Raw genomic sequence first — 23406 nt, 5'->3', positions numbered from 1 at the left:
TCGGTAACTCGGTGCTTATGGGCGTGGCCAGTCTGTCACTCTGTCGGTGTCGCCTGAGGCGTATTCGCCCGAACTGCTCAGGAGCCGCACCGTGGGGTCCATTCCGCTGCAACGGGAGGCCGATATCCGTGCCTCCGCCATGGACCCGGGCCGCCCCGGGCCACCGGCGGTGGCGCGCACGTCGCTGCCCGGAAATCCGCTGGCACCCGCCGCCGCACGCAAATTCGTGCGAGCGGCGCTCGCCGACTGGACCGAGCTCGGGGTGCCGGCCGCCACGGGCCTCACCGACCGGCTGGCCGACGACTCGGTGCTGCTGGTCAGCGAGTTGGTGACCAACGCCGTCGTGCACGCGGGCACGGCGGTCGAGCTGATGTGCAGGCTCGACGAGGCGCTGCCGGGCGAGAGCGCGGACTTCGTCGTCATCGAGGTCTCCGACCACCACCCCTCCCGCGCCGTCCGCAACGAGCAGCGTCCGCCGCCGTCCGGCACCCCCGAGTACGGCCGGGGCCTCCACCTCGTCGCGACCCTCTCCGAGTCCTGGGGCATCACCTACCGCACGGGCACCAAGTCGGTCTGGGCCCGGCTGCCCGTCGAGGGCGTCCAGGCCGTCCAGGAGATCGAGTCGTACGCGAGCGAACAGGCGCTGCAGCGCGGGCTGCGCGCCGCCGAGATCCTCGCGCCGATGCCGAGGCGCACCTCGCAGGACACGGAGTGGGTCAACAGGGGCGCGCTCACCTTCCTCGCCGAAGCCTCCGACCTGCTGGCCGGACAGTTCGACGAGGACCTGGTGGCCGCCCTCGCCGGACAGCTGCTCGTGCCGCGCCTCGCGGACTGGTGCGCGGTGTGGCTCGATGACGCGTCCCAAGGGTCGGGGCACGGCTCCGTGGGCGTGCAGAGCGCACGGCTCGCCCGGGTGTGGCACACCAGCGAGCACCGGATAGAGGAGCTGCGCCGCGTTCTGGAGAAGGAGCCGCCCCGGGTGCCGGAAACGGCGGGCTCGGGCGCCTTCCCCGTCCCCTGGCCCGGGGAGGTGCCCGCGGGTGGGACGTCAGGCGCGGCGCTGGCGTACCGGCTGACCGCGGGCGGGCGCGCCCTCGGCACGCTCGTCATCGGCCGGGCGGGCCTCATCCGCTTCCCCGACGAAGTCACCGGACTCGTCGAGGACTTCAGCCGCCGGGTCGCCCTCGCCATCAGCACCGCACGGCGCTACCAGCGCCAGGCCAACATCAGCCAGGTGCTCCAGCGGGGGCTGCTGCCCAGCAAGGTCGCGGAGATCCCCGGCGTCGAGAGCGGCCTCGTCTACGAGCCGCGGGACAAGGGCGGCCCCGGCGGCGACTTCTACGACGTGTTCCAGGCGGGCGAGGGCCGCTGGTGCTTCGCGCTCGGCGACGTCCAGGGCAAGGGTCCCGAGGCGGCCGTCGTCATCGGTCTCGCCCGCCCCTGGCTGCGGCTGCTCGCCCGCGAGGGGTACGCGGTCGCGGAGGTCATGGACCGCCTCAACCAGCTCCTCCTCGACGACGCGACCGAGGCGGCGGACGCGGCGGCCGCGGTCGTCGCGGTGGCGGGCGGGCAGGCGCTGCCGCCCGACAGCCCCACCTCGCGCTTCCTCTCGCTCCTGTACGGCGAGATCGTTCCGTACGAAGGGGGAGTGCGCTGCACGATCGCGTGCGCGGGGCATCCGCTGCCGCTCCTCATGTCCGCCGACGGCGAGGTGCGGGAGGCGGCCACTCCGCAGATGCTGCTCGGGGTCGTCGACGACGAGACGTACACCAGCGAGAGCTTCGACCTGCGCTCCGGCGAGACGCTCCTGTGCGTCACGGACGGCGTGACCGAGCGCCGCACGGGGCGGCGCCAGTTCGACGACGGCGACGGGCTCGCGGCGGCGCTCGCCAGCTGCGCGGGGCTCGACGCGGGGCTGACGGCGGAGCGGATCCGGCGGCTCGTGCACGAGTTCTCTGAGCGGCCACCGGACGACGATCTGGCGTTGCTGGTGCTTCGGGCCCGGTGAGGCGGGCCACACGCCGGGCGGGGCGGGGCGGGGCGAGCGGGGTGTGCCGTGCGGTGGGGGACAATCGAAGGTATGCCTTCCGCACTGCCCGATGGTGAGCCCATGCCCGAGGACGGCGCGCTGCCCGCGTCCGCCCTCGACGGCGCGGCCTCCCGCCCCCTCGGCTTCTACCTGCACGTCCCGTACTGCGCCACGCGCTGCGGGTACTGCGACTTCAACACCTACACCGCGACCGAGCTGCGCGGCTCCGGCGGCGTGCTCGCCTCCCGCGACAACTACGCGGAGACCCTCGTCGACGAGGTGCGGCTCGCCAGGAAGGTCCTGGGCGACGACCCGCGGCCCGTGCGGACCGTGTTCGTGGGCGGCGGTACGCCGACGCTGCTCGCCGCGCGCGATCTCGTGCGGATGCTCGCCGCCGTACGGGACGAATTCGGGCTCGCGGACGATGCGGAGATCACGACCGAGGCGAATCCGGAGTCGGTCGACGAGGCGTATCTGAGCGAGCTGCGGGAGGGCGGGTTCAACCGGGTCTCCTTCGGCATGCAGAGCGCGAAGCAGCACGTCCTGAAGGTGCTCGACCGCACGCATACGCCCGGTCGGCCCGAGGCGTGCGTCGCGGAGGCGCGGGCGGCGGGGTTCGAGCACGTGAACCTCGACCTGATCTACGGCACGCCGGGGGAGACGGACGACGACTGGCGCGCCACGCTCGACGCGGCGCTCGGGGCCGGGCCCGACCACGTCAGCGCCTATGCGCTGATCGTGGAGGAGGGCACGCAGCTGGCGCGGCGGATCCGGCGCGGCGAGGTGCCGATGACCGACGACGACGTGCACGCGGACCGGTACCTGATCGCCGACGAGGTGCTGGGGGGTGCGGGCTTCGAGTGGTATGAGGTGTCCAACTGGGCCACGTCCGAGAGCGGCCGGTGCCTGCACAACGAGCTGTACTGGCGGGGCGCCGACTGGTGGGGCGCCGGTCCCGGGGCACACAGCCACGTGGGCGGCGTGCGGTGGTGGAACGTCAAGCATCCCGGGGCGTATGCGGGGGCGCTGGCGCGTGGCGGGTCGCCCGGGGCCGGGCGCGAGGTGCTCTCCGCGGAGGACCGGCGAGTGGAACGGATCCTGCTGGAGCTCCGGCTGCGGGAGGGGTGCCCGCTGTCGCTGCTCAGGGAGGCCGGGCTCGCGGCGTCCGTGCGGGCGCGGGACGAGGGGCTTCTCGAGGCAGGGCCCTACGGGGAGGGGCGGGCCGTGCTGACGCTTCGGGGGCGGTTGCTGGCGGACGCGGTGGTGCGGGACCTGGTGGACTAGGTCCGCCGCTACGGGAGTGTGACGAAGTCGATCAGTTCTTCCACCCGGCCCAGGAGCGGGGGCTCCAGGTCCTTGTAGGAGTGGACCGAGTTCAGGATGCGCTGCCAGGCCGCGCCCGTGTTCTCCGGCCAGCCGAGGGATGTGCAGATGCCCGTCTTCCAGTCCTGGCCCCTGGGGATGCGGGGCCACGCGGGGATGCCGACCGAGGAGGGCTTCACCGCCTCCCAGATGTCGATGTAGGGGTGGCCGACCACCAGCGCGTGGGCGCTGGTGACCTGTGTGGCGATGCGGGACTCCTTGGAGCCGGGGACCAGGTGGTCGACCAGGACGCCGAGGCGGGCGTCGGGGCCGGGGGCGAACTCGGCGACGATCGCGGGGAGGTCGTCGATGCCCTCCAGGTACTCGACGACGACGCCCTCGATGCGGAGGTCGTCGCCCCAGACGCGCTCGACCAGTTCGGCGTCGTGACGGCCCTCTACGTAGATGCGTCCCGCACGGGCGACCCTGGCTCGCGCGCCGGGGACGGCCACCGAGCCGGAGGCGGTGCGGGAAGGGCGTACGGGGGCCTGGGTGGGGCGGACCAGGGTGACCGGGCGGCCCTCCAGGAGGAAGCCGCGCGGCTCCATGGGGAAGACGCGCTGCTTGCCGAAGCGGTCCTCCAGGGTCACCGTCGGGCCCTGCGCCGTCTTCTCGCAGCGGATCACCGCCCCGCAGAAGCCGGTGCTCAGCTCCTCCACCACGAGGTCCGCGTCCGCGGCCACCTCCGGCACGGGCTTCGGCTTCTTCCAAGGGGGCGTGAGGTCGGCGGAGTACTGGCGCATTCTGATGACGATAGGAAGAGCGGGCGCGGGTTCGGCTACGACACGCCGAAGCGGGCTGCGAGTGTGGCGCGTTGGGCGCGGACAAAAGCCGCATCTACCGTCGCACCGTGCCCCGGAACGTAGAGCGCGTCCTCGCCGCCCAGGTCCAGGAGCCGGTCCAGCGCCGCGGGCCAGTGCTTCGGCACCGCGTCCGGACCCGCCTGCGGCTCGCCCGACTCCTCGACCAGGTCGCCGCAGAAGACGACCTCCCGGCCGCCGTCGGTGCCGGGCACCAGGACCGCGAGGTCGTGGCCGGAGTGGCCGGGGCCGACGTTGGCGAGCAGCACCTGGAGGCCGCCGCCCAGGTCGAGCGTCCACTCCCCGCACACCAGGTGGTGCGGGGAGACCAGGAGGTCGGCCGCCTCGGCCGCCGCGTCCGCGGCCAGGCCGTGCCGCACCGCGTCCGCGCGCAGCTCGTCGCGGCCCTTGGCGAGGACCGTGTCGATGCCCACCGCCCCGTACACCTCCACGCCCGCGAAGGCCGCGGCCCCGAGGACGTGGTCGAAGTGCGGGTGGGTGAGCGCGAGGTGGGTGACCCTGCGGCCGTCGCCCAGGATCTGCCGGGCCCGGGTCCGCAGCGCCGCGCCCTCGGCCAGATGCGCACCCGCCTCGATCATGAGGGCCGCGTCGTCGCCGACGACGAGCCCCGCCGTGCAGTCCCAGACGGGCAGGCGGCACCGTCCCACGCGTGGCGCGAGCCGCTCCCAGCCCGCTGCTTCCCATGCAGGCGTCACGTTCATACGGTGACGCTATCCGTACGGGCGGTGTTCGGCAGCCGCTGTCTTGCCGGGCCCGTACCCCACGGCCGTACACTGACCTTTTGAAGTGCTGGCACTCGCCCGCGGTGAGTGCCAGGCGAGGGGGCTCGGGGGTTGCCGGGGCCCGTCGTGAGCGACGGAGACAGCTGGAGGTGTGCGCGATGCTCAGTGAACGCAGGCTCGAAGTGCTGCGCGCCATCGTCCATGACTATGTGGGGACGGAGGAGCCCGTCGGCTCCAAGGCGCTCACCGAGCGACACCGTCTGGGGGTCTCCCCGGCCACCGTCCGCAATGACATGGCGGTGCTCGAGGAGGAAGGGTTCATCGCCCAGCCGCACACCAGCGCGGGGCGCATCCCGACCGACAAGGGCTACCGTCTCTTTGTCGACAAACTCGCAGGCGTCAAGCCGATGACCGCGCCGGAGCGGCGGGCCATCCAGAACTTCCTTGACGGCGCCGTCGACCTCGACGACGTCGTGGGGCGTACGGTGCGGCTGCTCGCGCAGCTCACCCGGCAGGTCGCCGTCGTGCAGTATCCGTCGCTCACGCGGTCGACGGTGCGGCACGTGGAGCTGCTCTCGCTGGCCCCCGCCCGGCTGATGCTCGTACTGATCACCGACACGGGGCGGGTCGAGCAGCGCATGATCGACTGCCCGGCACCGTTCGGCGAGACCGCGCTCGCGGACCTGCGGGCCCGGCTGAACAGCAGGGTCGCGGGGCGGCGCTTCGCGGACGTGCCACAGTTGGTGCAGGACCTGCCCGAGGCCTTCGAGGCCGAGGACCGCGGCACCGTCACGACCGTCCTCTCCACCCTCCTCGAGACACTCGTCGAGGAGACGGAGGAGCGGCTGATGATCGGCGGCACCGCCAATCTCACTCGCTTCGGACATGACTTTCCCCTCACCATCCGGCCCGTTCTCGAAGCCCTTGAGGAGCAGGTCGTGCTCCTCAAGTTGCTTGGTGAGGTGCAGGATTCGGGCATGGCCGTACGGATCGGTCATGAGAACGCCCATGAGGGACTCAGCTCCACGTCCGTAGTCTCGGTCGGCTACGGTTCGGGAAGCGAGGCAGTAGCCAAACTCGGCGTGGTCGGACCGACCCGCATGGACTATCCGGGAACGATGGGAGCAGTACGCGCAGTGGCACGTTACGTCGGACAGATCCTGGCGGAGTCGTAAGTGGCCACGGACTACTACGCCGTACTCGGCGTGCGCCGCGACGCTTCCCAGGACGAAATCAAGAAGGCCTTCCGGAGGCTGGCGCGAGAGCTTCACCCGGATGTGAATCCGGATCCGAAGACTCAGGAGCGCTTCAAGGAGATCAACGCCGCGTACGAGGTGTTGTCGGACCCGCAGAAGAAGCAGGTCTACGACCTCGGCGGCGACCCCCTGTCCCAGGCGGGCGGCGGCGGAGGCGCGGGTGGCTTCGGCGCCGGCGGCTTCGGCAACTTCTCCGACATCATGGACGCGTTCTTCGGGACGGCGTCGCAGCGCGGGCCCCGCTCGCGCACGCGCCGTGGCCAGGACGCCATGATCCGGCTGGAGATCGACCTCGACGAGGCCGCCTTCGGGACCACCAAGGACATACAGGTCGACACCGCTGTGGTGTGTACGACCTGCAGTGGTGAAGGTGCCGCGCCCGGTACCTCCGCCCAGACGTGTGACATGTGCCGCGGCCGCGGTGAGGTGTCGCAGGTCACCCGGTCCTTCCTCGGCCAGGTCATGACCTCACGGCCCTGCCCGCAGTGCCAGGGCTTCGGCACGGTCGTGCCGACGCCCTGCCCGGAGTGCGCCGGTGACGGCCGCATCCGGTCGCGCAGGACCCTGACCGTGAAGATCCCCGCAGGTGTCGACAACGGCACGCGGATCCAGCTCGCGGGCGAGGGCGAGGTCGGCCCCGGCGGCGGTCCCGCCGGTGACCTCTACGTCGAGATCCACGAGCTGCCGCACGCCGTCTTCCAGCGGCGCGGCGACGATCTGCACTGCACCGTCACCATTCCGATGACGGCGGCGGCGCTCGGCACGAAGGTGCCGCTGGAGACGCTGGACGGTCTCGAGGAGATCGACATCCGGCCCGGCACGCAGTCGGGGCAGTCCGTCCCGCTGCACGGGCGGGGCATCACGCACCTGCGCGGCGGCGGCCGGGGCGACCTCATCGTGCACGTCGAGGTCCTCACGCCGACGAAGCTCGACCCCGAGCAGGAGCGGCTGCTGCGCGAGCTGTCGAAGGCGCGCGGCGAGGAGCGGCCCACGGGGCAGTTCCAGCCGGGCCAGCAGGGGCTGTTCTCACGCCTGAAGGACGCGTTCAACGGGCGGTAGCGCCTTGAGCGGTGGTCTTTGGCCCCCGGCGACGGATTCTTCCGGCGCCGGGGGCTTCTCGTTTGTCTGCGGGTCGTGGGGGCTGGTCGCGCAGTTCCCCGCGCCCCTTACGGGGCACGATTCGGCGGGTGGAGTGGACCGTGGCACGATGCCGTCATGTCCTCCGCACTGACCGATCTCTGCCGCTGTCCGATCGTGCAGGCCCCCATGGCGGGCGGTGCCTCCGGCCCCCGGCTGGCCGCGGCCGTCGCCGAGGCCGGGGGGCTCGGGTTCCTCGCCGCCGGGTACAAGACCGCCGACGGGATGTACCAGGAGATCAAACAGGTGCGGGGCCTCACCTCGCGGCCCTTCGGCGTCAATCTCTTCATGCCGCAGCCCGACTCCGCGGACCCCGCGGCCGTCGAGGTCTACCGCAACCAGCTCGCCGGTGAGGCCACCTGGTACGAGACGGAGCTCGGCGACCCGGACAGCGGACGCGACGACGGGTACGACGCCAAGCTCGCGATCCTGCTCGACGATCCCGTGCCGCTCGTCTCCTTCACCTTCGGCTGCCCGACCCGTGACGTCCTCGACTCCTTCGCCCGCGTCAACACGCTGACCGTCGTCACTGTCACCACTGCGGAGGAGGCCCAGACCGCCCAGTGGGCCGGGGCCGACGCCGTGTGCGTGCAGGGCATCGAGGCGGGCGGACACCAGGGCACCCACAAGGACAACCCCGAGACCGACGGCGCCGGGATCGGGCTGCTCTCCCTCATCACGCAGGTCCGCGAGACCGTGCAGATCCCGATCATCGCGGCCGGTGGCCTGATGCGCGGCGCGCAGATCGCCGCGGTGCTCGCGGCGGGCGCGGACATGGCGCAGCTCGGCACGGCGTTCCTCGTCACCCCCGAGTCGGGCGCGAACCCCCTGCACAAGCAGGCCATGACCAACCCGCTGTTCGTGCGGACCGAGCTGACCCGGGCGTTCTCCGGGCGCCCCGCGCGCGGCCTCGTCAACCGCTTCATGCGCGAGCACGGCCCGTACGCGCCCGCCGCCTACCCCCAGATCCACCACCTCACCAGCGGCCTGCGCAAGGCCGCGGCGAAGGCCGGTGACGCACAGGGCATGGCGCTCTGGGCCGGGCAGGGCCACCGCCTCGCCCGTGAGCTGCCCGCCGGACAGCTCGTCGAGGTCCTCACCGCCGAACTGGCCGAGGCGAAGGCGGCGTCGGCGGCGGAAGGCGCGGCATGACCGCCCCCGTCTTCGTCGTCGAGGACTTCACCGCGGGCGGCGACGGACACTACGTACTCGACGGGCCCGAAGGGCGGCACGCCGTCTCCGTGAAGCGGCTGCACGCCGGTGAGGACGTCGTCCTGACCGACGGCGCCGGACGGTGGGCGCACGGCGTGGTGGTCGCCGCCGAGGGCAAGGACCGGCTCGTGGTGGCGCTGGACGCGGTGGCCGAGGAGGCCGCCCAGTCGCCCCGCATCACCGTCGTGCAGGCCCTGCCCAAGGGCGACCGCGGCGAGCTCGCCGTGGAGACCATGACGGAGACCGGCGTCGACGCCGTCGTGCCGTGGGCCGCGTCGCGCTGCATCACGCAGTGGAAGGGCGACCGCGGCCTCAAGGCCCTCGCCAAGTGGCGGGCCACCGCGCGCGAGGCGGGCAAGCAGTCGCGCCGGGTCCGCTTCCCCGAGATCGCCGACGCCGCGTCGACCAAGCAGGTCGCCGCGCTCCTCGCGGGCGCCGACTTCGCGGCGGTCCTGCACGAGGAGGGCAGCAGCGACCCGCTGGCCACGGCGGACCTGCCCGCGGCCGGGCACATCGTGCTGGTGGTCGGGCCGGAAGGGGGCGTCTCCCCGGCGGAGCTCGCGGTGTTCGCCGAGTCGGGTGCGAAGCCGTACCGGCTCGGGCGTAGCGTGTTGCGCACGTCGACCGCCGGGACCGCGGCGACGGCGCTGCTCCTCGGACGCACCGGCCGCTGGTCCTGACCGAACCCCCCGGGGGATGCGTTGGAACTCGCCCAGGTCCGTCTGCTCGTCGCGGACTTCCCTGCCTGCTACCGCTTCTACGGCGAAGTCCTGGGCCTGAAGCCCCAGTCGGGCGCCCAGGACGGACCGTACGAGAAGTTCGGCTTCACCGTCGGCTCGGCGGGCATCGCGCTGCAGGACCGGGCGATGATGGCCGGGCTCCTCGGCGAGCTGGCCGACGCGGCGACCGGGCACCGTTCGCTCGTGGTGCTGCGGGTCGATGACCTGGACGCGTACTGCGAGGAGATCGTCGGGCGCGGGGCGGTCCTCGCGCACGGGCCCGCGCCGATGACGGAGCGCATGCGGGTGGCCCATCTCAAGGATCCCGAAGGCAATCTGGTCGAGTTGCAGGAGTGGCTGCTGCTGCGCACCTGAGCCGTTTCCGGCCGGGGGGACCCGGTGGACAGATGGCCGCAAGCGGTCTACCGCACGGGCGTGCGCGGTGGCACTCTGCCGCCTATGGGGGCATTGAGGCGGTTACGTGGCCGGGTGTCGGGGATACGGATGCCGAGGACACGGGTGTTGGGGACACGGCGTTCGATGATCCTGTACGCCGTCGGGCTTGCCGGTGCCACCGCGCTGGGAGTCACCGCGTGCGAGCCGGTGGACGGAGGGATGAACACCTCCGCCGTCGCGCTCACCACGGACGAGATGGGCACCAAGGAGCTGGAGCGGCAGGGGGTCGACGTGGCCTGGCTCAGCTGCACCGCCAGCTTCGAGGACAAGGTCACGCCGAGCAGCGGGTCCGACAACACCCAGTCCGTGGTCAAGGTGGACTGCCAGGGCGAGACCTCCGACGGCACGGACATCACCATCAGGGGCCGGGTGTACTCCGTCGTCGACGGGGCCTGTGTACGCGGCAACCTCACCGCCAAGGTGGGGGACAAGGAGTGGTTTCGCGTCGACGTCCTGGGCAACTGCGAGTCCGGCAACGGTGACGGGAACGGCGACGGCAACGGGAACGGAAACGGTGACGGCGGGCACGACGGGGGCGGCCAGCCCTCCACCCCGCCCTCCCACGAAGAGCCCGCCCCCGCGCCCACCACGACCGTCACGGTGACCGCCCCGCCGGACCCGCCGCCCGCCCCGACCTGCAACTGTCTGCCGGGCAAGTGATCCCCGTGCCGCGCGGACCGGCCCCGGGCAAGAGATCCAAACCACTGTCGGCCCGCCCGGAGCCTGCCTAGGCTGGGCGGTGTGACACAGACTGCGTACCTTCGGTTCCCGCACATCCACGGCGAGTTGATCACCTTCACGGCTGAGGACGACGTCTGGGTCGCGCCCCTCGACGGGGGCCGGGCCTGGCGGGTCAGCGCCGACAACATGCCCGTGAACCACCCCCGGATCTCGCCCGACGGCACGACCGTCGCCTGGACCTCCACGCGCGACGGAGCCCCCGAGGTGCACATCGCGCCCGTCGACGGCGGTCCTTCCAAGAGGCTGACGTACTGGGGGAGTTGGCGCACCGCCGTGCGCGGCTGGACCCCCGGCGGACAGGTCCTCGCGGTCAGCACGACGGGAGAGGCCTCACTGCGCCGCAGCTGGGCCCGGGCGGTGCCGCTCGACGGCGGCCCCGCGGCCACGCTCCCGTACGGCATCGTGGGCGACGCCGCGCACGGCCCCGACGGCCGGGTCCTGCTGCTCTCCGCCCCGATGGGCCGCGAGGCGGCCTGGTGGAAGCGGTACCGGGGCGGCACGGCGGGCAAGTTGTGGATCCGGCACGCCGAAGGGGCCGGGGCGGGCCCCAGTGGTGAGGGGACGCCGCACGGTGACGGAGAGGCCCACGACGGCGAGGCCCACGACGGCGAGGAGCCCCGCGCGGGCGGCCCGGCTCCCTTCGTACGCGTACACGAAGGGCTCGACGGCAACATCGAGTATCCGCTCGTCGTCGGCGAGCGCATCGCCTTCCTCTCCGACCACGAAGGCGTCGGCGCCCTCTACTCCTCCCTGCCCGACGGGTCCGACCTGCGCCGCCACACACCGCTCGACCACTTCTACGCGCGGCACGCGGCCACCGACGGCACCCGCGTCGTCTACATGTCCGCCGGTGAACTCTGGCTCCTGGACGACCTGTCGGACGCCGAGCCGCGCCGCGTCGACGTGCGGCTCGGCGGGCAGCGCACCGATCTGCAGCCGCATCCCGTGGCCGCCGCCCGTTGGTTCGGGGCCGCCGCACCCGACCACACCGGACGCGGCAGCGCCGTCTCCGTGCGCGGCTCCGTGCACTGGGTGACGCACCGCGAAGGCCCCGCCCGCGCGCTCGCCGCCGAGCACGGGGTGCGCGCCAGACTGCCCCGCACCTTCCGCGTACAGGGCGAGGAGCACGTCGTCTGGGTCACGGACGCCGAGGGCGACGAGGCCCTGGAGTTCGCCCCCGCCACCGGCCCCGCGCCCGGCGCCACCCCGCGCAGGCTCGCCGCCGGGCAGCTCGGCCGGGTCCTCGGCCTCGCCATGGCCCCGGACGGCTCCCGCGCCGCCGTCGCCTCGCACGACGGCCGGGTGCTGCTCGTCGAGCGCGAGAGCGGCGAGGTCCGCGAGGTCGACCGCAGCGACGACGGCGAGGCCACCGGGCTCGTCTTCTCGCCCGACTCCGCCTGGCTCGCCTGGTCGCACCCCGGGCCGCGCCCACTGCGCCAGCTCAAGCTCGCCAACACCGCCGACCTGTCGGTGGCCGAGGCGACCCCGCTGCGCTTCCGCGACTACGCGCCCGCGTTCACCCTCGACGGCAAGCACCTCGCGTTCCTCTCCGCCCGCGCCTTCGACCCGGTCTACGACGAGCACGTCTTCGACCTCGCCTTCGTCGGCGGCTCCCGGCCGTACCTGATCACGCTCGCCGCGACCACGCCGTCCCCCTTCGGGCCGCAGCGGCACGGCAGGCCCTTCGACACGCAGGACGGCGCGGAAACGCCCGACAGCGAGGGCGCCCCCGTCACCCGCATCGACTTCGACGGACTCGCCGACCGCATCGTGCCGTTCCCTGTCGAGGCCGCCCGCTACAGCACGCTGCGGGCCGCGAAGGACGGCCTGCTCTGGCTGCGGCACCCGGTGCGCGGCGTCCTCGGCGCCTCCCGCGCCACCCCGCACGACCCGGATCCGAGGACCGAGCTGGAGCGGTACGACTTCGCGCAGCACCGCGTCGAGGAACTCGCCGCGGACGCCGACCACTTCTCGGTCACCGGTGACGGCAAGCGGATCCTGCTGTGGACCGACGGCAAGCTGAAGGTCGTGCCCAGCGACCGGCGGGCCTCCGGCGACGAGGACAGCGACTCGAACATCACCGTCGACCTCTCCCGGATCCGCCACACCGTCGACCCGGCCGCCGAGTGGCGCCAGATGTACGACGAGACGGGCCGCCTCATGCGGGACAACTTCTGGCGCCCCGACATGGGCGGCGTCGACTGGAGCGCCGTCCTTGAGCGCTACCGCCCCGTCCTGGCCCGCGTCGCCACCCACGACGACCTCGTCGACCTGCTCTGGGAGGTGCACGGCGAGCTCGGCACCTCGCACGCCTACGTCACACCGGGCGGCGGCGGGGGCGGGATGCACCGGCAGGGGCTCCTCGGCGCGGACCTCTCGCGCGGCGAGGACGGCCTGTGGCGCATCGGCAGGATCCTGCCCTCGGAGACGTCCGACCCGTCCGCGCAGTCGCCGCTGGCCGCTCCCGGCGTCGCGGTCCGCACCGGCGACGCGGTCATCGAGGTCAACGGCCGCTCCGTGGACCCGGTCACCGGACCGGGGCCGCTGCTCGTGGGCACCGCGGGCAAGCCCGTCGAGCTGACGATCTCGCCGTCCGGCGGCGGCGACGCCCGGCACGCCGTGGTGATCCCCGTCGACGACGAGGAGCCGCTGCGATACCACGCCTGGGTCGCCGACCGGCGGGCGTACGTCCACGAGCACTCGGGGGGCCGCCTCGGCTACCTCCACGTGCCCGACATGCAGGCGCCCGGCTGGGCGCAGATCCACCGCGACCTGCGCGTCGAGGTCGCCCGCGAGGGCCTGGTCGTGGACGTCAGGGAGAACCGCGGCGGGCACACCTCGCAGCTCGTCGTGGAGAAGCTGGCGCGCCGCGTCGTCGGCTGGGACCTGCCCCGGGGCTCGCGCCCGCTCAGCTATCCGATGGACGCGCCGCGCGGCCCGGTCGTCGCCGTCGCCAACGAGTTCTCCGGCTCCGACGGCGACATCGTCAACGCCGCGATCAGGGCGCTCGGCATCGGGCCGGTGGTGGGCACGCGCACCTGGGGCGGCGTCATCGGCATCGACAGCCGCTACCACCTGGTCGACGGGACGCTGGTGACGCAGCCGAAGTACGCGTTCTGGCTGGAGGGCGAGGGGTGGGGCGTCGAGAACCACGGGGTCGACCCGGACGTGGAGGTCGTCACCACCCCGGACGACTACGCGGCGGGCCGCGACCCGCAGTTGGACGAGGCGGTCCGCATCGCGCTGGCCGCGCTGGCGGAGAACCCGGCGAAGACGGCCCCGGAGCTGCCGGGCGCGGAGTGACCCCCCAGACGACCTTGCCCCGGCCCGCAGGGACGCGGCCGATAGCATGCCGAACGTACTGATCGTTCCGTTCTAGGAGGCGGCCCATGGCGGGCGAAGCGCAAAGCGACTGCCTGTTCTGCAAGATCGTCGCGGGTGAGGTGCCCGCGACCGTCGTCCGGGAGACCGAGACGACCGTGGCCTTCCGCGACATCAACCCGCAGGCGCCGACCCACGTCCTGGTGATCCCCAAGGTGCACTACCCGGACGCCGCGTCGCTCGCCGCCGCCGAGCCGACGGTCGCCGCGGACGTGCTGCGGGAGGCGGGCGAGGTCGCCGCCGAGGAGAAGGCCGAGAGCTACCGCATCGTCTTCAACACGGGGTCCGGCGCGGGCCAGACCGTCTTCCACGCGCACGCGCACGTCCTGGGCGGCCGCGGCCTCCAGTGGCCGCCCGGATAGCGGGGACCGTCCTCCTTGTCCGCACGTGAACTGGTGGTGCTCGGCACCGCCAGCCAGGTCCCCACCCGGCACCGCAACCACAACGGCTACGTCCTGCTTTGGGACGGCCAGGGCATCATGTTCGACCCCGGCGAGGGCACGCAGCGCCAGATGCTGCGCGCCGGGGTCGCCGCCCACGACCTGCACCGGATCTGTGTGACGCACTTCCACGGCGACCACTCCCTGGGCCTGGCCGGGGTGATCCAGCGCATCAACCTCGACCGGGTCCCGCACCCCGTCACCGCCCACTACCCGGCGTCGGGACAGCGCTTCTTCGACCGGCTGCGGTACGCGACGGCCTACCGCGAGACCGTGCGGCTCACCGAGGCTCCGGTCGCCGCGGACGGTCCCCTGGACGTCACCCCTTCGTACACCCTCGACGCGATGAAGCTCTCCCACCCCGTCGAGTCGTACGGCTACCGCCTCACCGAGCCCGACGGGCGCCGGATGCTGCCGAAGCTGCTCGCCGAGCACGGCATCAAGGGGCCGGACGTCGGACGGCTGCAGAAGGAGGGCAGCCTCGGCGGCGTCACCCTCGAAGAGGTCAGCGAGGTCCGGCGCGGCCAGCGGTTCGCCTTCGTGATGGACACCCGGCTCTGCGACGGCGTGCACGCGCTCGCCGAGGGCTGCGACATGCTCGTCATCGAGTCGACGTTCCTCGACGAGGACGAACAACTGGCCACCGACCACGGCCACCTGACCGCGGGCCAGGCCGCCCGCGTCGCCCTGGACGCGGGCGTGCGCCACCTCGTCCTCACCCACTTCAGCCAGCGCTACCCCGACCCGGACGCCTACGAGAGACAGGCCCGCGCCGCCGGTTTCGACGGTGAACTCACCGTCGCCCGCGACCTGTTGCGCGTCCCCCTGCCCAAACGCACCTGAGTACCACCACAGAACTGAGCGAGACCGCACCATGCCGATCCCCAAGGCCGAACTCCACCTCCACATCGAAGGCACCCTCGAACCCGAGCTCGCCTTCGCACTCGCCGCGCGCAACGGCGTCGAGCTGCCCTACGCCGACACCGAAGAGCTCCGCAAGGCCTACCTCTTCGACGACCTCCAGACCTTCCTGAACCTCTACTACAGCCTCATGGCCGTGCTGCGCACCGAGGCCGACTTCGAGGAACTCGCGGACGCCTACCTCGCCCGCGCCGCCGAACAGGGCGTCCGGCACGCGGAGATCTTCTTCGACCCGCAGGCGCACACGGCACGCGGCGTCCCCATCGGCACCGTCGTCGAGGGCCTCGCCCGCGCCCTGGACCGCAGCGAGGAGCGGCACGGCATCTCCACGCGCCTCATCATGTGCTTCCTGCGCGACAAGTCCGCCGACTCCGCGCTGGAGACGCTGACGGCCGCCGAGCCCCACCTCCACCGCATCATCGGCATCGGCCTGGACTCGGCCGAGGTCGGCCACCCGCCCGCCAAGTTCCGGAAGGTGTACGAGGCGGCCGCCGCCCGCGGCCTGAGGCTCGTCGCCCACGCGGGGGAGGAGGGCCCGCCCGCGTACATCACGGAGGCCCTCGACATCCTCGGCGTCGAGCGCATCGACCACGGGCTGCGCTGCATGGAGGACCCGGCACTGGTGGAGCGTCTGGTCCGCGACCGCGTCCCGCTCACGCTCTGCCCGCTCTCCAACGTCCGGCTGCGCACCATCGACGTCCTGGCGGACCACCCGCTGCCGCAGATGCTGGACGCCGGACTCATGTGCACGGTCAACTCCGACGACCCGGCCTACTTCGGCGGGTACGCCGACGACAACTTCCTTGCCGTGCGCGAGGCGCTCGGACTCGACGAGGAGCGGCTGCGCACCCTGGCCAGGAACTCCTTCGAGGCGGCCTTCCTCGACCGGGACGCGGCGGACGAGGCGCTGCGGGCGCGGTACATCGCCGAGGTCGAGGCTTATTCGTTCGACTGACCGTCGGCGCCGGGGTTAGGGTCCCGGCATGGACTCCTTCGCGCAGATCTACGGCTGACACGGCCCTTTCGGCCCCCGCCCGCCCCGCATGCGTCACCGACCGTGCCCGGGGCCGAGGCGTGGGGCCGCCGTGTCCTCATCCGTAGCTTCTGCACCAGGAGAACTCCCATGTCATCCCGACCCTCACGCCGCCGTGCCCATATCGCCATGGTCGGCGTCCCGATGGTCAGCCACGTGCTGCCCGGCCTGGAGATCATCCGTGAGCTGGTGGCGCGCGGCCACCGCGTGACGTACGCCAACGACCCCGCGACCGCCGGTCTCATCGAGCCCACGGGCGCCGAACTCGTCGCGTACACCTCGACGCTCCCGTTCCGCGACAACATCTGGCCCGAGGACCCGATCGAGGCCAGCGCCCTCTTCCTCGACGACGCGATGGCGGTGCTCCCGCAGCTCCACGCGGCGTACGACGACGACCCCGCGGACCTGTATCTGTACGACATCGGCGCGTACGTCGCCCGTGCGCTCGCCGAGGCGCAGGGGCGGCCCGTCGTGCAGCTGTCGCCGACCTTCGTGGCCTGGGGCAGCTATCAGGAGGAGGTCGGCGCGCACCTCGCCCAACTGCCGGGCGCCGACGCCCTGGAGGCCCGGTTCAAGGAGTGGCTCGCCGGGTGCGGGGCCACCACGCTGGACGTCGGGGAGTTCTCCGGCGTGCCGCCGCGGGCCCTCGCCACCATCCCGCGGGCCATGCAGCCCCACGCCGACACCGTCGACCCCGCGCGGGTCGACTTCGTCGGGCCCTGCCTCGGCGACCGTGCGCGGCGGGACACCTGGACGCGGCCCGCGGGCGCGGAGAAGGTGCTCCTGGTCTCGCTCGGTTCGGCGTACACCGTGCAGCCGGAGTTCTACCGGCAGTGCGTGGCCGCGTTCGGGGACCTGCCCGGGTGGCACGTCGTGCTGCAGATCGGCAAGCACGTGGATCCCGCGGAGCTGGGCGGCGATGTTCCGCGGAACGTCGAAGTCCGTTCCTGGGTGCCGCAGGTGGCCGTGCTTGAACAGGCCGATGCCTTCGTCACCCATGCGGGCATGGGCAGCAGCGGTGAAGGCCTCTTCGCCGGTGTGCCGATGATCGCCGTGCCGCAGGGCGCGGAGCAGCCGATGAACGCGGACCGGCTGGTGGAGCTCGGGGTGGCCCGCCGCGTCGACACGGCGGACGCGACGGCGCAGACGCTGCGTTCGGCGCTGCTCGGGCTGACCTCCGACCCCGATGTCGCCCGCAGGTCCGCCGAGTTGAAGGCGGCGGCCCGCGCCGAGGGCGGGGCCCGGCGTGCGGCTGACCTGATCGAGGCGGAGCTCTAGCACTCCGCGGGCGTGCGCACCATTGACGGTCAACGTTCGCGTACCTAGTCTCCGTTCTCATGTATGGACAGAGTCTCGTCATCGCGGACGTCCGTCTCACGCCCGTCCTCGTCGCCGATCCGCCGCTCCTCAACACCCAGGGCGTGCATCAGCCCTACACCCCCCGCCTGATCATCGAGGTGGTCACGGCGGGGGGTGTGACCGGAATAGGGGAGACGTACGGGGACTCGAAGTACCTGGAGCTCGCCCGGCCCCTCGCCGGGCGGCTCGTCGGGCACGACACGTCCGATCTGAACGGGCTGTTCACACTCGCGGACGACGTGGCCGTGGACGCCGCGCGGGTCGACGACTCCGTGGACGTCGGCGGTCTGCGCGGCGTGCAGACCGCCGACAAACTGCGGCTCTCCGTCGTCTCCGGCTTCGAGGTCGCCTGCCTGGATGCCCTCGGCAAGACCCTAGGGCTGCCCGTCCACGCGCTGCTCGGCGGCAAGGTGCGCGACGCCGTGGAGTACAGCGCGTACCTGTTCTACAAGTGGGCCGGGCATCCGGCGGGTGTCGCGAGCGAGCCGGACGAGGGGTGGGGCGCCGCGCTCGACCCCGCCGGGATCGTCGCCCAGGCCCGGCTCTTCACCGAGCGGTACGGCTTCACCTCCTTCAAGCTCAAGGGCGGCGTCTTCCCGCCCGACGAGGAGGCGGCCGCGATCCGCGCCCTGGCCGAGGCGTTCCCCGGCAGGCCGCTGCGGCTCGACCCCAACGGCGCCTGGTCCGTGGAGACTTCGCTGAAGGTCGCCGCGGACCTCGGCGACGTACTCGAATACCTGGAGGACCCCGCGCTCGGCACCCCCGCGATGGCGGAGGTCGCCGCGGGCACCCGGGTGCCGCTCGCCACGAACATGTGCGTGACGACCTTCGAGGAGATACCGGAGGCCTTCGCGAAGAACGCCGTGCAGGTGGTGCTCTCCGACCACCACTACTGGGGAGGGCTGCGGCGCACCAGGGAACTGGCCGCGGTCTGCCGGACGTTCGGCGTCAGCGTATCCATGCACTCCAACACCCACCTGGGGATCAGCCTGGCCGCGATGACCCACGTGGCGGCCACCGTCCCCGGCCTGGAACACGCCTGCGACTCGCACTACCCGTGGCAGGCCGAGGACGTCCTGACCTCCCGGCTGCGGTTCACCGGAGGGAAGGTCGCCGTCACCGACACCCCCGGCCTCGGCGTCGAACTCGACCGCGACAAGCTCGCCGCCCTGCATGCGCGCTGGCTCGACGACGACTTCCGGGCGCTGCGGGAGCGCGACGACGCGGCGGCGATGCGGGTGGCCGACCCGGGATGGACGACTCCGGCCGTGCCACGCTGGTAGGTCCACGGCCGGTAACCGCGAGCCCCGACAGGCATCGTCCGTTACGTTGCCTGCATGGTCGTACCCGTACAGCCCACCGTCGACCCGCTGAAGGCGGCCCGCAGAGCCGGGGATCCGGCCTGCGACGTCTACCTCACCGGCACGGTCTTCCTCGACATCATCTTCACCGGGCTCGACTCCGCGCCGGTGCGCGGAACCGAGTCCTGGGCCCGCGGCATGGGGTCGAGCCCCGGGGGCGTCGCCAACATGGCGACCGCCCTCGCCCGCCTCGGCCTGCACACGTCGCTCGCCGCGGCCTTCGGGGACGACCACTACGGCGAGTACTGCTGGGACGCCCTCGAACAGGGGGAGGGCATCGACCTGACCCCGTCACGCACCGTGCCCGGCTGGCACTCGCCGGTGACCGTCTCCATGGCGTACGAGGGCGAACGCACCATGGTGAGCCACGGCCACGAGCCGCCGCCGGACGCCGACGCGCCGGACGGGGGCGCCCCGGAGTGCCCGCCACGCGCGCGTGCCGCCGTCGCCTCCCTGACGCCCGGCACCCGCGCCCCCTGGATCGCGCAGGCCGCGCGCAGCGGCACCCGGATCTTCGCCGACGTCGGCTGGGACGACACCGGGCGGTGGGACCTGGCGGGCCTCGCCGACCTGGAGCACTGCGAGGCGTTCCTGCCGAACGCGGAGGAGGCGATGCGGTACACCCGCACGTCCTGCCCGCGCGCGGCGGCACGGGCCCTCACCGAGCACGTGCCGCTGGCCGTAGTGACGCTCGGCTCGGAGGGGGCGTACGCGGTGGACGGCCGGACCGGCGAGACGGCAGAGGTGCCCGCCATCGAGGTCGAGGCGCTCGACCCCACCGGCGCGGGAGACGTCTTCGTCGCCGGATTCGTCACCGGGACGCTCGCGGAGTGGCCGCTCGCCGACCGGCTCGCCTTCGCGGGCCTGACGGCGGCGCTCTCCGTCCAGGAGTTCGGCGGCTCCCTGTCCGCGCCGGGGTGGGCGGAAGTGGGCGCGTGGTGGCGCCGGATCCGCGAGTTCGACGACCAGGACCCCCTGGCGCTGCGGCGCTACGCCTTCCTGCAGTCCCTGCTGCCGGCCGCGAGCCGCCCGTGGCCGCTCCGCAGGGCCGTGCCGACGATCGGCTTCCGGTCCGCGTAGCGGAAAGAGCCGGGAGCGAGGGGTGGAAAAGGCCTACGGCCAGTACCGTGCCGCGTCGTACTCTTGGGGGAGCAAGGCTGTCGAGCGGCCACCAAGCCCCGCACGAGGAGGATGAGCAGGCCTTCAGAGCCGGCCCATGACTCAGACACCCACGACTCACACCGACGCGCAGGACCGGGCCCGAGCCCACTTCACCGTCCCGGCCAACCATCCGATGGTGACGGTTCTCGGCTCCGGCGACGCCCTGCTGCGGGTGATCGAGAAGGCCTTCCCGGCGGCCGACATCCACGTCCGGGGCAATGAGATCAGCGCCGTGGGCAGCGCCCACGAAGTCGCCCTCATCCAGCGCTTGTTCGACCAGATGATGCTGGTGCTCCGCACCGGTCAGCCGATGACGGAGGACGCAGTGGAACGCTCGATCGCCATGCTGAGGGCGGACGAGAACGGCAACGGCACGGAGGAGACCCCTGCCGAGGTCCTCACGCAGAACATCCTCTCGTCCCGCGGCCGCACCATCCGCCCCAAGACCCTGAACCAGAAGCGGTACGTCGACGCGATCGACAAGCACACCATCGTCTTCGGGATCGGCCCGGCAGGTACGGGAAAGACGTACCTCGCCATGGCCAAGGCCGTGCAGGCCCTGCAGTCCAAGCAGGTCAACCGCATCATCCTGACCCGCCCCGCGGTCGAGGCGGGCGAGCGGCTCGGCTTCCTGCCCGGCACCCTGTACGAGAAGATCGACCCGTATCTCCGCCCGCTCTACGACGCCCTGCACGACATGCTCGACCCGGACTCGATCCCGCGCCTGATGGCCGCGGGCACCATCGAGGTCGCCCCGCTCGCGTACATGCGCGGCAGGACGCTGAACGACGCGTTCATCATCCTCGACGAGGCGCAGAACACGAGCGCCGAGCAGATGAAGATGTTCCTGACCCGGCTCGGCTTCGACTCGAAGATCGTCATCACCGGTGACGTCACCCAGGTCGACCTGCCCGGTGGCACCAAGAGCGGTCTGCGCGAGGTGCAGAAGATCCTCGACGGCGTGGAGGACATCCACTTCTCGCGGCTCACCTCCCAGGATGTCGTCCGGCACAAGCTGGTCGGCCGTATCGTCGACGCGTACGAGAAGCACGACAGCCGCGACGGGAAGTAGACCAGCACCACCATGTCGATCGACGTCAACAACGAATCCGGAACCGAGGTCGACGAGCAGGCGATCCTCGACATCGCCCGCTACGCACTCGCGCGGATGCGCATCCACCCGCTCTCCGAGCTCTCGGTGATCGTTGTGGACACCGACGCCATGGAGCAGCTGCACATCCAGTGGATGGACCTGCCGGGGCCGACGGACGTCATGTCCTTCCCCATGGACGAGCTGCGGCCGCCCATGAAGGACGACGACGAGCCCCCGCAGGGCCTCCTCGGCGACATCGTGCTCTGTCCCGAGGTCGCCACCCAGCAGGGCAAGGACGCCCCGACGGAGCACTCCATGGACGAGGAGCTCCAGCTCCTCACCGTCCACGGCGTGCTCCACCTGCTCGGGTACGACCACGAGGAGCCCGACGAGAAGGCCGAGATGTTCGGCCTGCAGGCCGCGATCGTCGACGGCTGGCGCGCGGAGAAGGGCCTGACCGGCCCGTCCCCGGCGCCCACGGTCTCGTAGCGCCATGAATCCTCAGCTGATCGCGGGCGCGGTCGCCCTGGTCGTCGTGGCCTGGCTCGCGGCGTGCGCCGAGGCGGGCATCGCCCGGGTCTCCAGTTTCCGCGCGGACGAGGCGGTCCGCTCCGGGCGGCGCGGCAGCGCGAAGCTCGCGCAGGTCGCCGCCGACCCGACGCGCTATCTCAATGTGGCGCTGCTCGTGCGGGTGGCGTGCGAGATGGCCGCGGCGGCCCTGGTGACGTACGCCTGCCTCCAGGAGTTCACCGAGACCTGGCACGCCCTCGCCGTCGCCATCGGTGTGATGGTCCTGGTCAGCTATGTCGCCGTGGGGGTCTCCCCGCGCACGATCGGCCGCCAGCACCCGCTGAACACGGCCACCGCCGCGGCCTACGTCCTCCTGCCGCTCGCCAGGATCATGGGCCCGATCCCACCGCTCCTGATCCTCATCGGCAACGCGCTCACGCCCGGAAAGGGCTTCAGGCGCGGCCCGTTCGCGTCCGAGGCCGAGTTGCGCGCGATGGTGGACCTCGCCGAGAAGGAGTCCCTGATCGAGGACGAGGAGCGCCGCATGGTGCACTCCGTCTTCGAGCTGGGGGACACGCTGGTCCGCGAGGTCATGGTGCCCCGCACCGATCTGGTCGCCATCGAGCGCTTCAAGACCATCCGGCAGGCGCTCACGCTCGCGCTGCGCTCCGGCTTCTCGCGGATACCCGTGACGGGCGAGAGCGAGGACGACATCGTCGGCATGGTGTATCTGAAGGACCTGGCCCGCAAGACGCACATCAACCGCGACAGCGAGTCCGAGCTGGTGTCGACGGCGATGCGCCCGGCGACCTTCGTGCCCGACACGAAGAACGCGGGCGATCTGCTGCGGGAGATGCAGCAGGAGCGCAACCACGTGGCCGTGGTGATCGACGAGTACGGCGGCACGGCCGGGATCGTGACGATCGAGGACATCCTGGAGGAGATCGTCGGTGAGATCACCGACGAGTACGACCGGGAGCTGCCGCCCGTCGAGGAGCTGGCGGACGACGGCTGCTACCGCGTGACGGCGCGGCTCGACATCGGCGACCTCGGGGAGCTCTTCGGGTTCGACGAGTTCGACGACGAGGACGTGGAGACCGTCGGCGGCCTCCTCGCCAAGCGGCTCGGCCGGGTCCCGATCGCGGGGGCCTCCGCGGTCGTGGCGCTGCCGGACGGGCGGGAGCTGAAGCTCACCGCGGAGTCCGCGGCCGGGCGCCGCAACCGCATCATGACGGTGCTCGTGGAGCCCGTCGGCGCCGAGGCGGGCGCGGAGAAGGCGGGGGAGACCGGGTGACGCCCGAGGGCCTGCGCGCGTTCTGTCTGTCCTTCAACGACGCGGTGGAGGACTTCCCCTTCACACCGGAGACGTCGGTCTTCAAGGTGGCCGGGAAGATGTTCGCGCTCTCGGCCCTCGACGGGCGCCCGCTCACGGTCAACCTCAAGTGTGAGCCGGACATCGCCGACCGGCTGCGGGCCGCGCACCCGGAGATCGTGCCGGGCTGGCACATGAACAAGCGCCACTGGAACACGGTGACGGTCGACGGCGGGCTTCCCGACCGGCAGGTCCGGGAGCTCATCGAGGATTCGTACGACTTGGTGGTCGCGGGTCTGCCGCGGGCGGAGCGGCTGCGGCTCGACCGCCCCTGAGGGGCGCGCGCGGCCGGGAGTGCTTCCGGCGAAGTGTCCCAACAG

Annotated in this window: 21 protein-coding genes; 19 read left to right on the top strand and 2 right to left on the bottom strand. The window is 72.3% G+C overall.

Features of this window, described 5'->3' with window-relative positions; genetic code table 11:
- Positions 1-139: 139 nt before the first annotated feature.
- Positions 140-2008, top strand: coding sequence for a SpoIIE family protein phosphatase (locus ABZV77_RS28185; protein WP_356262729.1), 1869 nt, complete (start codon positions 140-142; stop codon positions 2006-2008).
- A gap of 72 nt (positions 2009-2080) precedes the next feature.
- Positions 2081-3313: a radical SAM family heme chaperone HemW gene (gene hemW / locus ABZV77_RS28180; protein ID WP_356262403.1), complete on the top strand. Its 1233-nt coding sequence runs from the start codon at positions 2081-2083 to the stop codon at positions 3311-3313.
- A gap of 8 nt (positions 3314-3321) precedes the next feature.
- Here the strand turns inward: hemW and ABZV77_RS28175 are convergent, their stop codons facing one another.
- Together ABZV77_RS28175 and ABZV77_RS28170 are read right to left on the bottom strand one after the other, a co-directional pair.
- Complete coding sequence (locus ABZV77_RS28175; RefSeq protein ID WP_356262400.1) at positions 3322-4134, bottom strand: DUF3097 domain-containing protein; 813 nt, start codon at positions 4132-4134, stop codon at positions 3322-3324.
- 35 nt (positions 4135-4169) lie between these two features.
- A complete protein-coding gene (locus ABZV77_RS28170; protein WP_356262726.1) occupies positions 4170-4907 on the bottom strand; it encodes an MBL fold metallo-hydrolase in 738 nt (245 codons plus the stop codon).
- Positions 4908-5092: 185 nt separating this feature from the next.
- Between ABZV77_RS28170 and hrcA the strand changes: the two genes are divergently transcribed.
- From hrcA to ABZV77_RS28085, 17 genes are all read left to right on the top strand, one after another.
- Positions 5093-6109 carry a heat-inducible transcriptional repressor HrcA gene (hrcA, locus tag ABZV77_RS28165; RefSeq protein ID WP_356262397.1) on the top strand — a complete coding sequence of 339 codons (1017 nt, stop codon included), beginning with the start codon at positions 5093-5095 and terminating at the stop codon, positions 6107-6109.
- Positions 6110-7249, top strand: a complete 1140-nt coding sequence (gene dnaJ / locus ABZV77_RS28160; protein WP_356262395.1) for a molecular chaperone DnaJ — start codon at positions 6110-6112, stop codon at positions 7247-7249.
- A 156-nt stretch (positions 7250-7405) separates the two neighbouring features.
- A complete protein-coding gene (locus ABZV77_RS28155) occupies positions 7406-8479 on the top strand; it encodes a nitronate monooxygenase (protein ID WP_356262393.1) in 1074 nt (357 codons plus the stop codon).
- Positions 8476-9219, top strand: a complete 744-nt coding sequence (locus ABZV77_RS28150) for a 16S rRNA (uracil(1498)-N(3))-methyltransferase (protein ID WP_356262391.1) — start codon at positions 8476-8478, stop codon at positions 9217-9219. Before ABZV77_RS28155 ends, ABZV77_RS28150 begins: the two co-directional genes overlap by 4 nt.
- Before the next feature lie 21 nt (positions 9220-9240).
- Positions 9241-9633, top strand: coding sequence for a VOC family protein (locus ABZV77_RS28145; protein ID WP_356262389.1), 393 nt, complete (start codon positions 9241-9243; stop codon positions 9631-9633).
- Positions 9634-9798: 165 nt separating this feature from the next.
- Positions 9799-10374: a hypothetical protein gene (locus ABZV77_RS28140; protein ID WP_356262387.1), complete on the top strand. Its 576-nt coding sequence runs from the start codon at positions 9799-9801 to the stop codon at positions 10372-10374.
- 81 nt (positions 10375-10455) lie between these two features.
- On the top strand, positions 10456-13758 hold the full coding sequence (locus tag ABZV77_RS28135) for a S41 family peptidase (RefSeq protein ID WP_356262384.1): 3303 nt from the start codon (positions 10456-10458) through the stop codon (positions 13756-13758).
- 86 nt (positions 13759-13844) lie between these two features.
- Positions 13845-14198: a histidine triad nucleotide-binding protein gene (locus ABZV77_RS28130; protein ID WP_356262382.1), complete on the top strand. Its 354-nt coding sequence runs from the start codon at positions 13845-13847 to the stop codon at positions 14196-14198.
- 15 nt (positions 14199-14213) lie between these two features.
- Positions 14214-15119 (top strand): ribonuclease Z, encoded by a 906-nt coding sequence (locus tag ABZV77_RS28125; RefSeq protein WP_356262380.1) that lies wholly within the window; start codon positions 14214-14216, stop codon positions 15117-15119.
- Between the two features lie 31 nt (positions 15120-15150).
- Entirely contained in the window at positions 15151-16152 is a 1002-nt protein-coding gene (locus tag ABZV77_RS28120) for an adenosine deaminase (RefSeq protein ID WP_356262377.1), read from the top strand.
- Positions 16153-16320: 168 nt separating this feature from the next.
- A complete protein-coding gene (locus tag ABZV77_RS28115) occupies positions 16321-17508 on the top strand; it encodes a macrolide family glycosyltransferase (RefSeq protein ID WP_356262374.1) in 1188 nt (395 codons plus the stop codon).
- A gap of 59 nt (positions 17509-17567) precedes the next feature.
- Complete coding sequence (locus ABZV77_RS28110) at positions 17568-18872, top strand: glucarate dehydratase family protein (protein ID WP_356262371.1); 1305 nt, start codon at positions 17568-17570, stop codon at positions 18870-18872.
- Positions 18873-18926: 54 nt separating this feature from the next.
- Positions 18927-20030 carry a PfkB family carbohydrate kinase gene (locus ABZV77_RS28105; RefSeq protein WP_356262369.1) on the top strand — a complete coding sequence of 368 codons (1104 nt, stop codon included), beginning with the start codon at positions 18927-18929 and terminating at the stop codon, positions 20028-20030.
- Positions 20031-20166: 136 nt separating this feature from the next.
- Positions 20167-21183 carry a PhoH family protein gene (locus tag ABZV77_RS28100; RefSeq protein ID WP_356262366.1) on the top strand — a complete coding sequence of 339 codons (1017 nt, stop codon included), beginning with the start codon at positions 20167-20169 and terminating at the stop codon, positions 21181-21183.
- A 12-nt stretch (positions 21184-21195) separates the two neighbouring features.
- Positions 21196-21693, top strand: coding sequence for an rRNA maturation RNase YbeY (ybeY, locus tag ABZV77_RS28095; protein WP_356262363.1), 498 nt, complete (start codon positions 21196-21198; stop codon positions 21691-21693).
- A 4-nt stretch (positions 21694-21697) separates the two neighbouring features.
- Entirely contained in the window at positions 21698-23008 is a 1311-nt protein-coding gene (locus ABZV77_RS28090; protein ID WP_356262360.1) for a hemolysin family protein, read from the top strand.
- Positions 23005-23361, top strand: a complete 357-nt coding sequence (locus ABZV77_RS28085; protein WP_356262357.1) for an MmcQ/YjbR family DNA-binding protein — start codon at positions 23005-23007, stop codon at positions 23359-23361. The genes ABZV77_RS28090 and ABZV77_RS28085 overlap by 4 nt, the downstream gene beginning before the upstream one ends.
- The last annotated feature ends 45 nt before the right edge of the window (positions 23362-23406 follow it).

This window comes from Streptomyces sp. NPDC004732, assembly GCF_040609235.1.
GTDB lineage: Bacteria > Actinomycetota > Actinomycetes > Streptomycetales > Streptomycetaceae > Streptomyces.
Note: the sequence above shows the minus strand (reverse complement) of the source record. Positions and strands in the feature narration are given on the sequence as shown.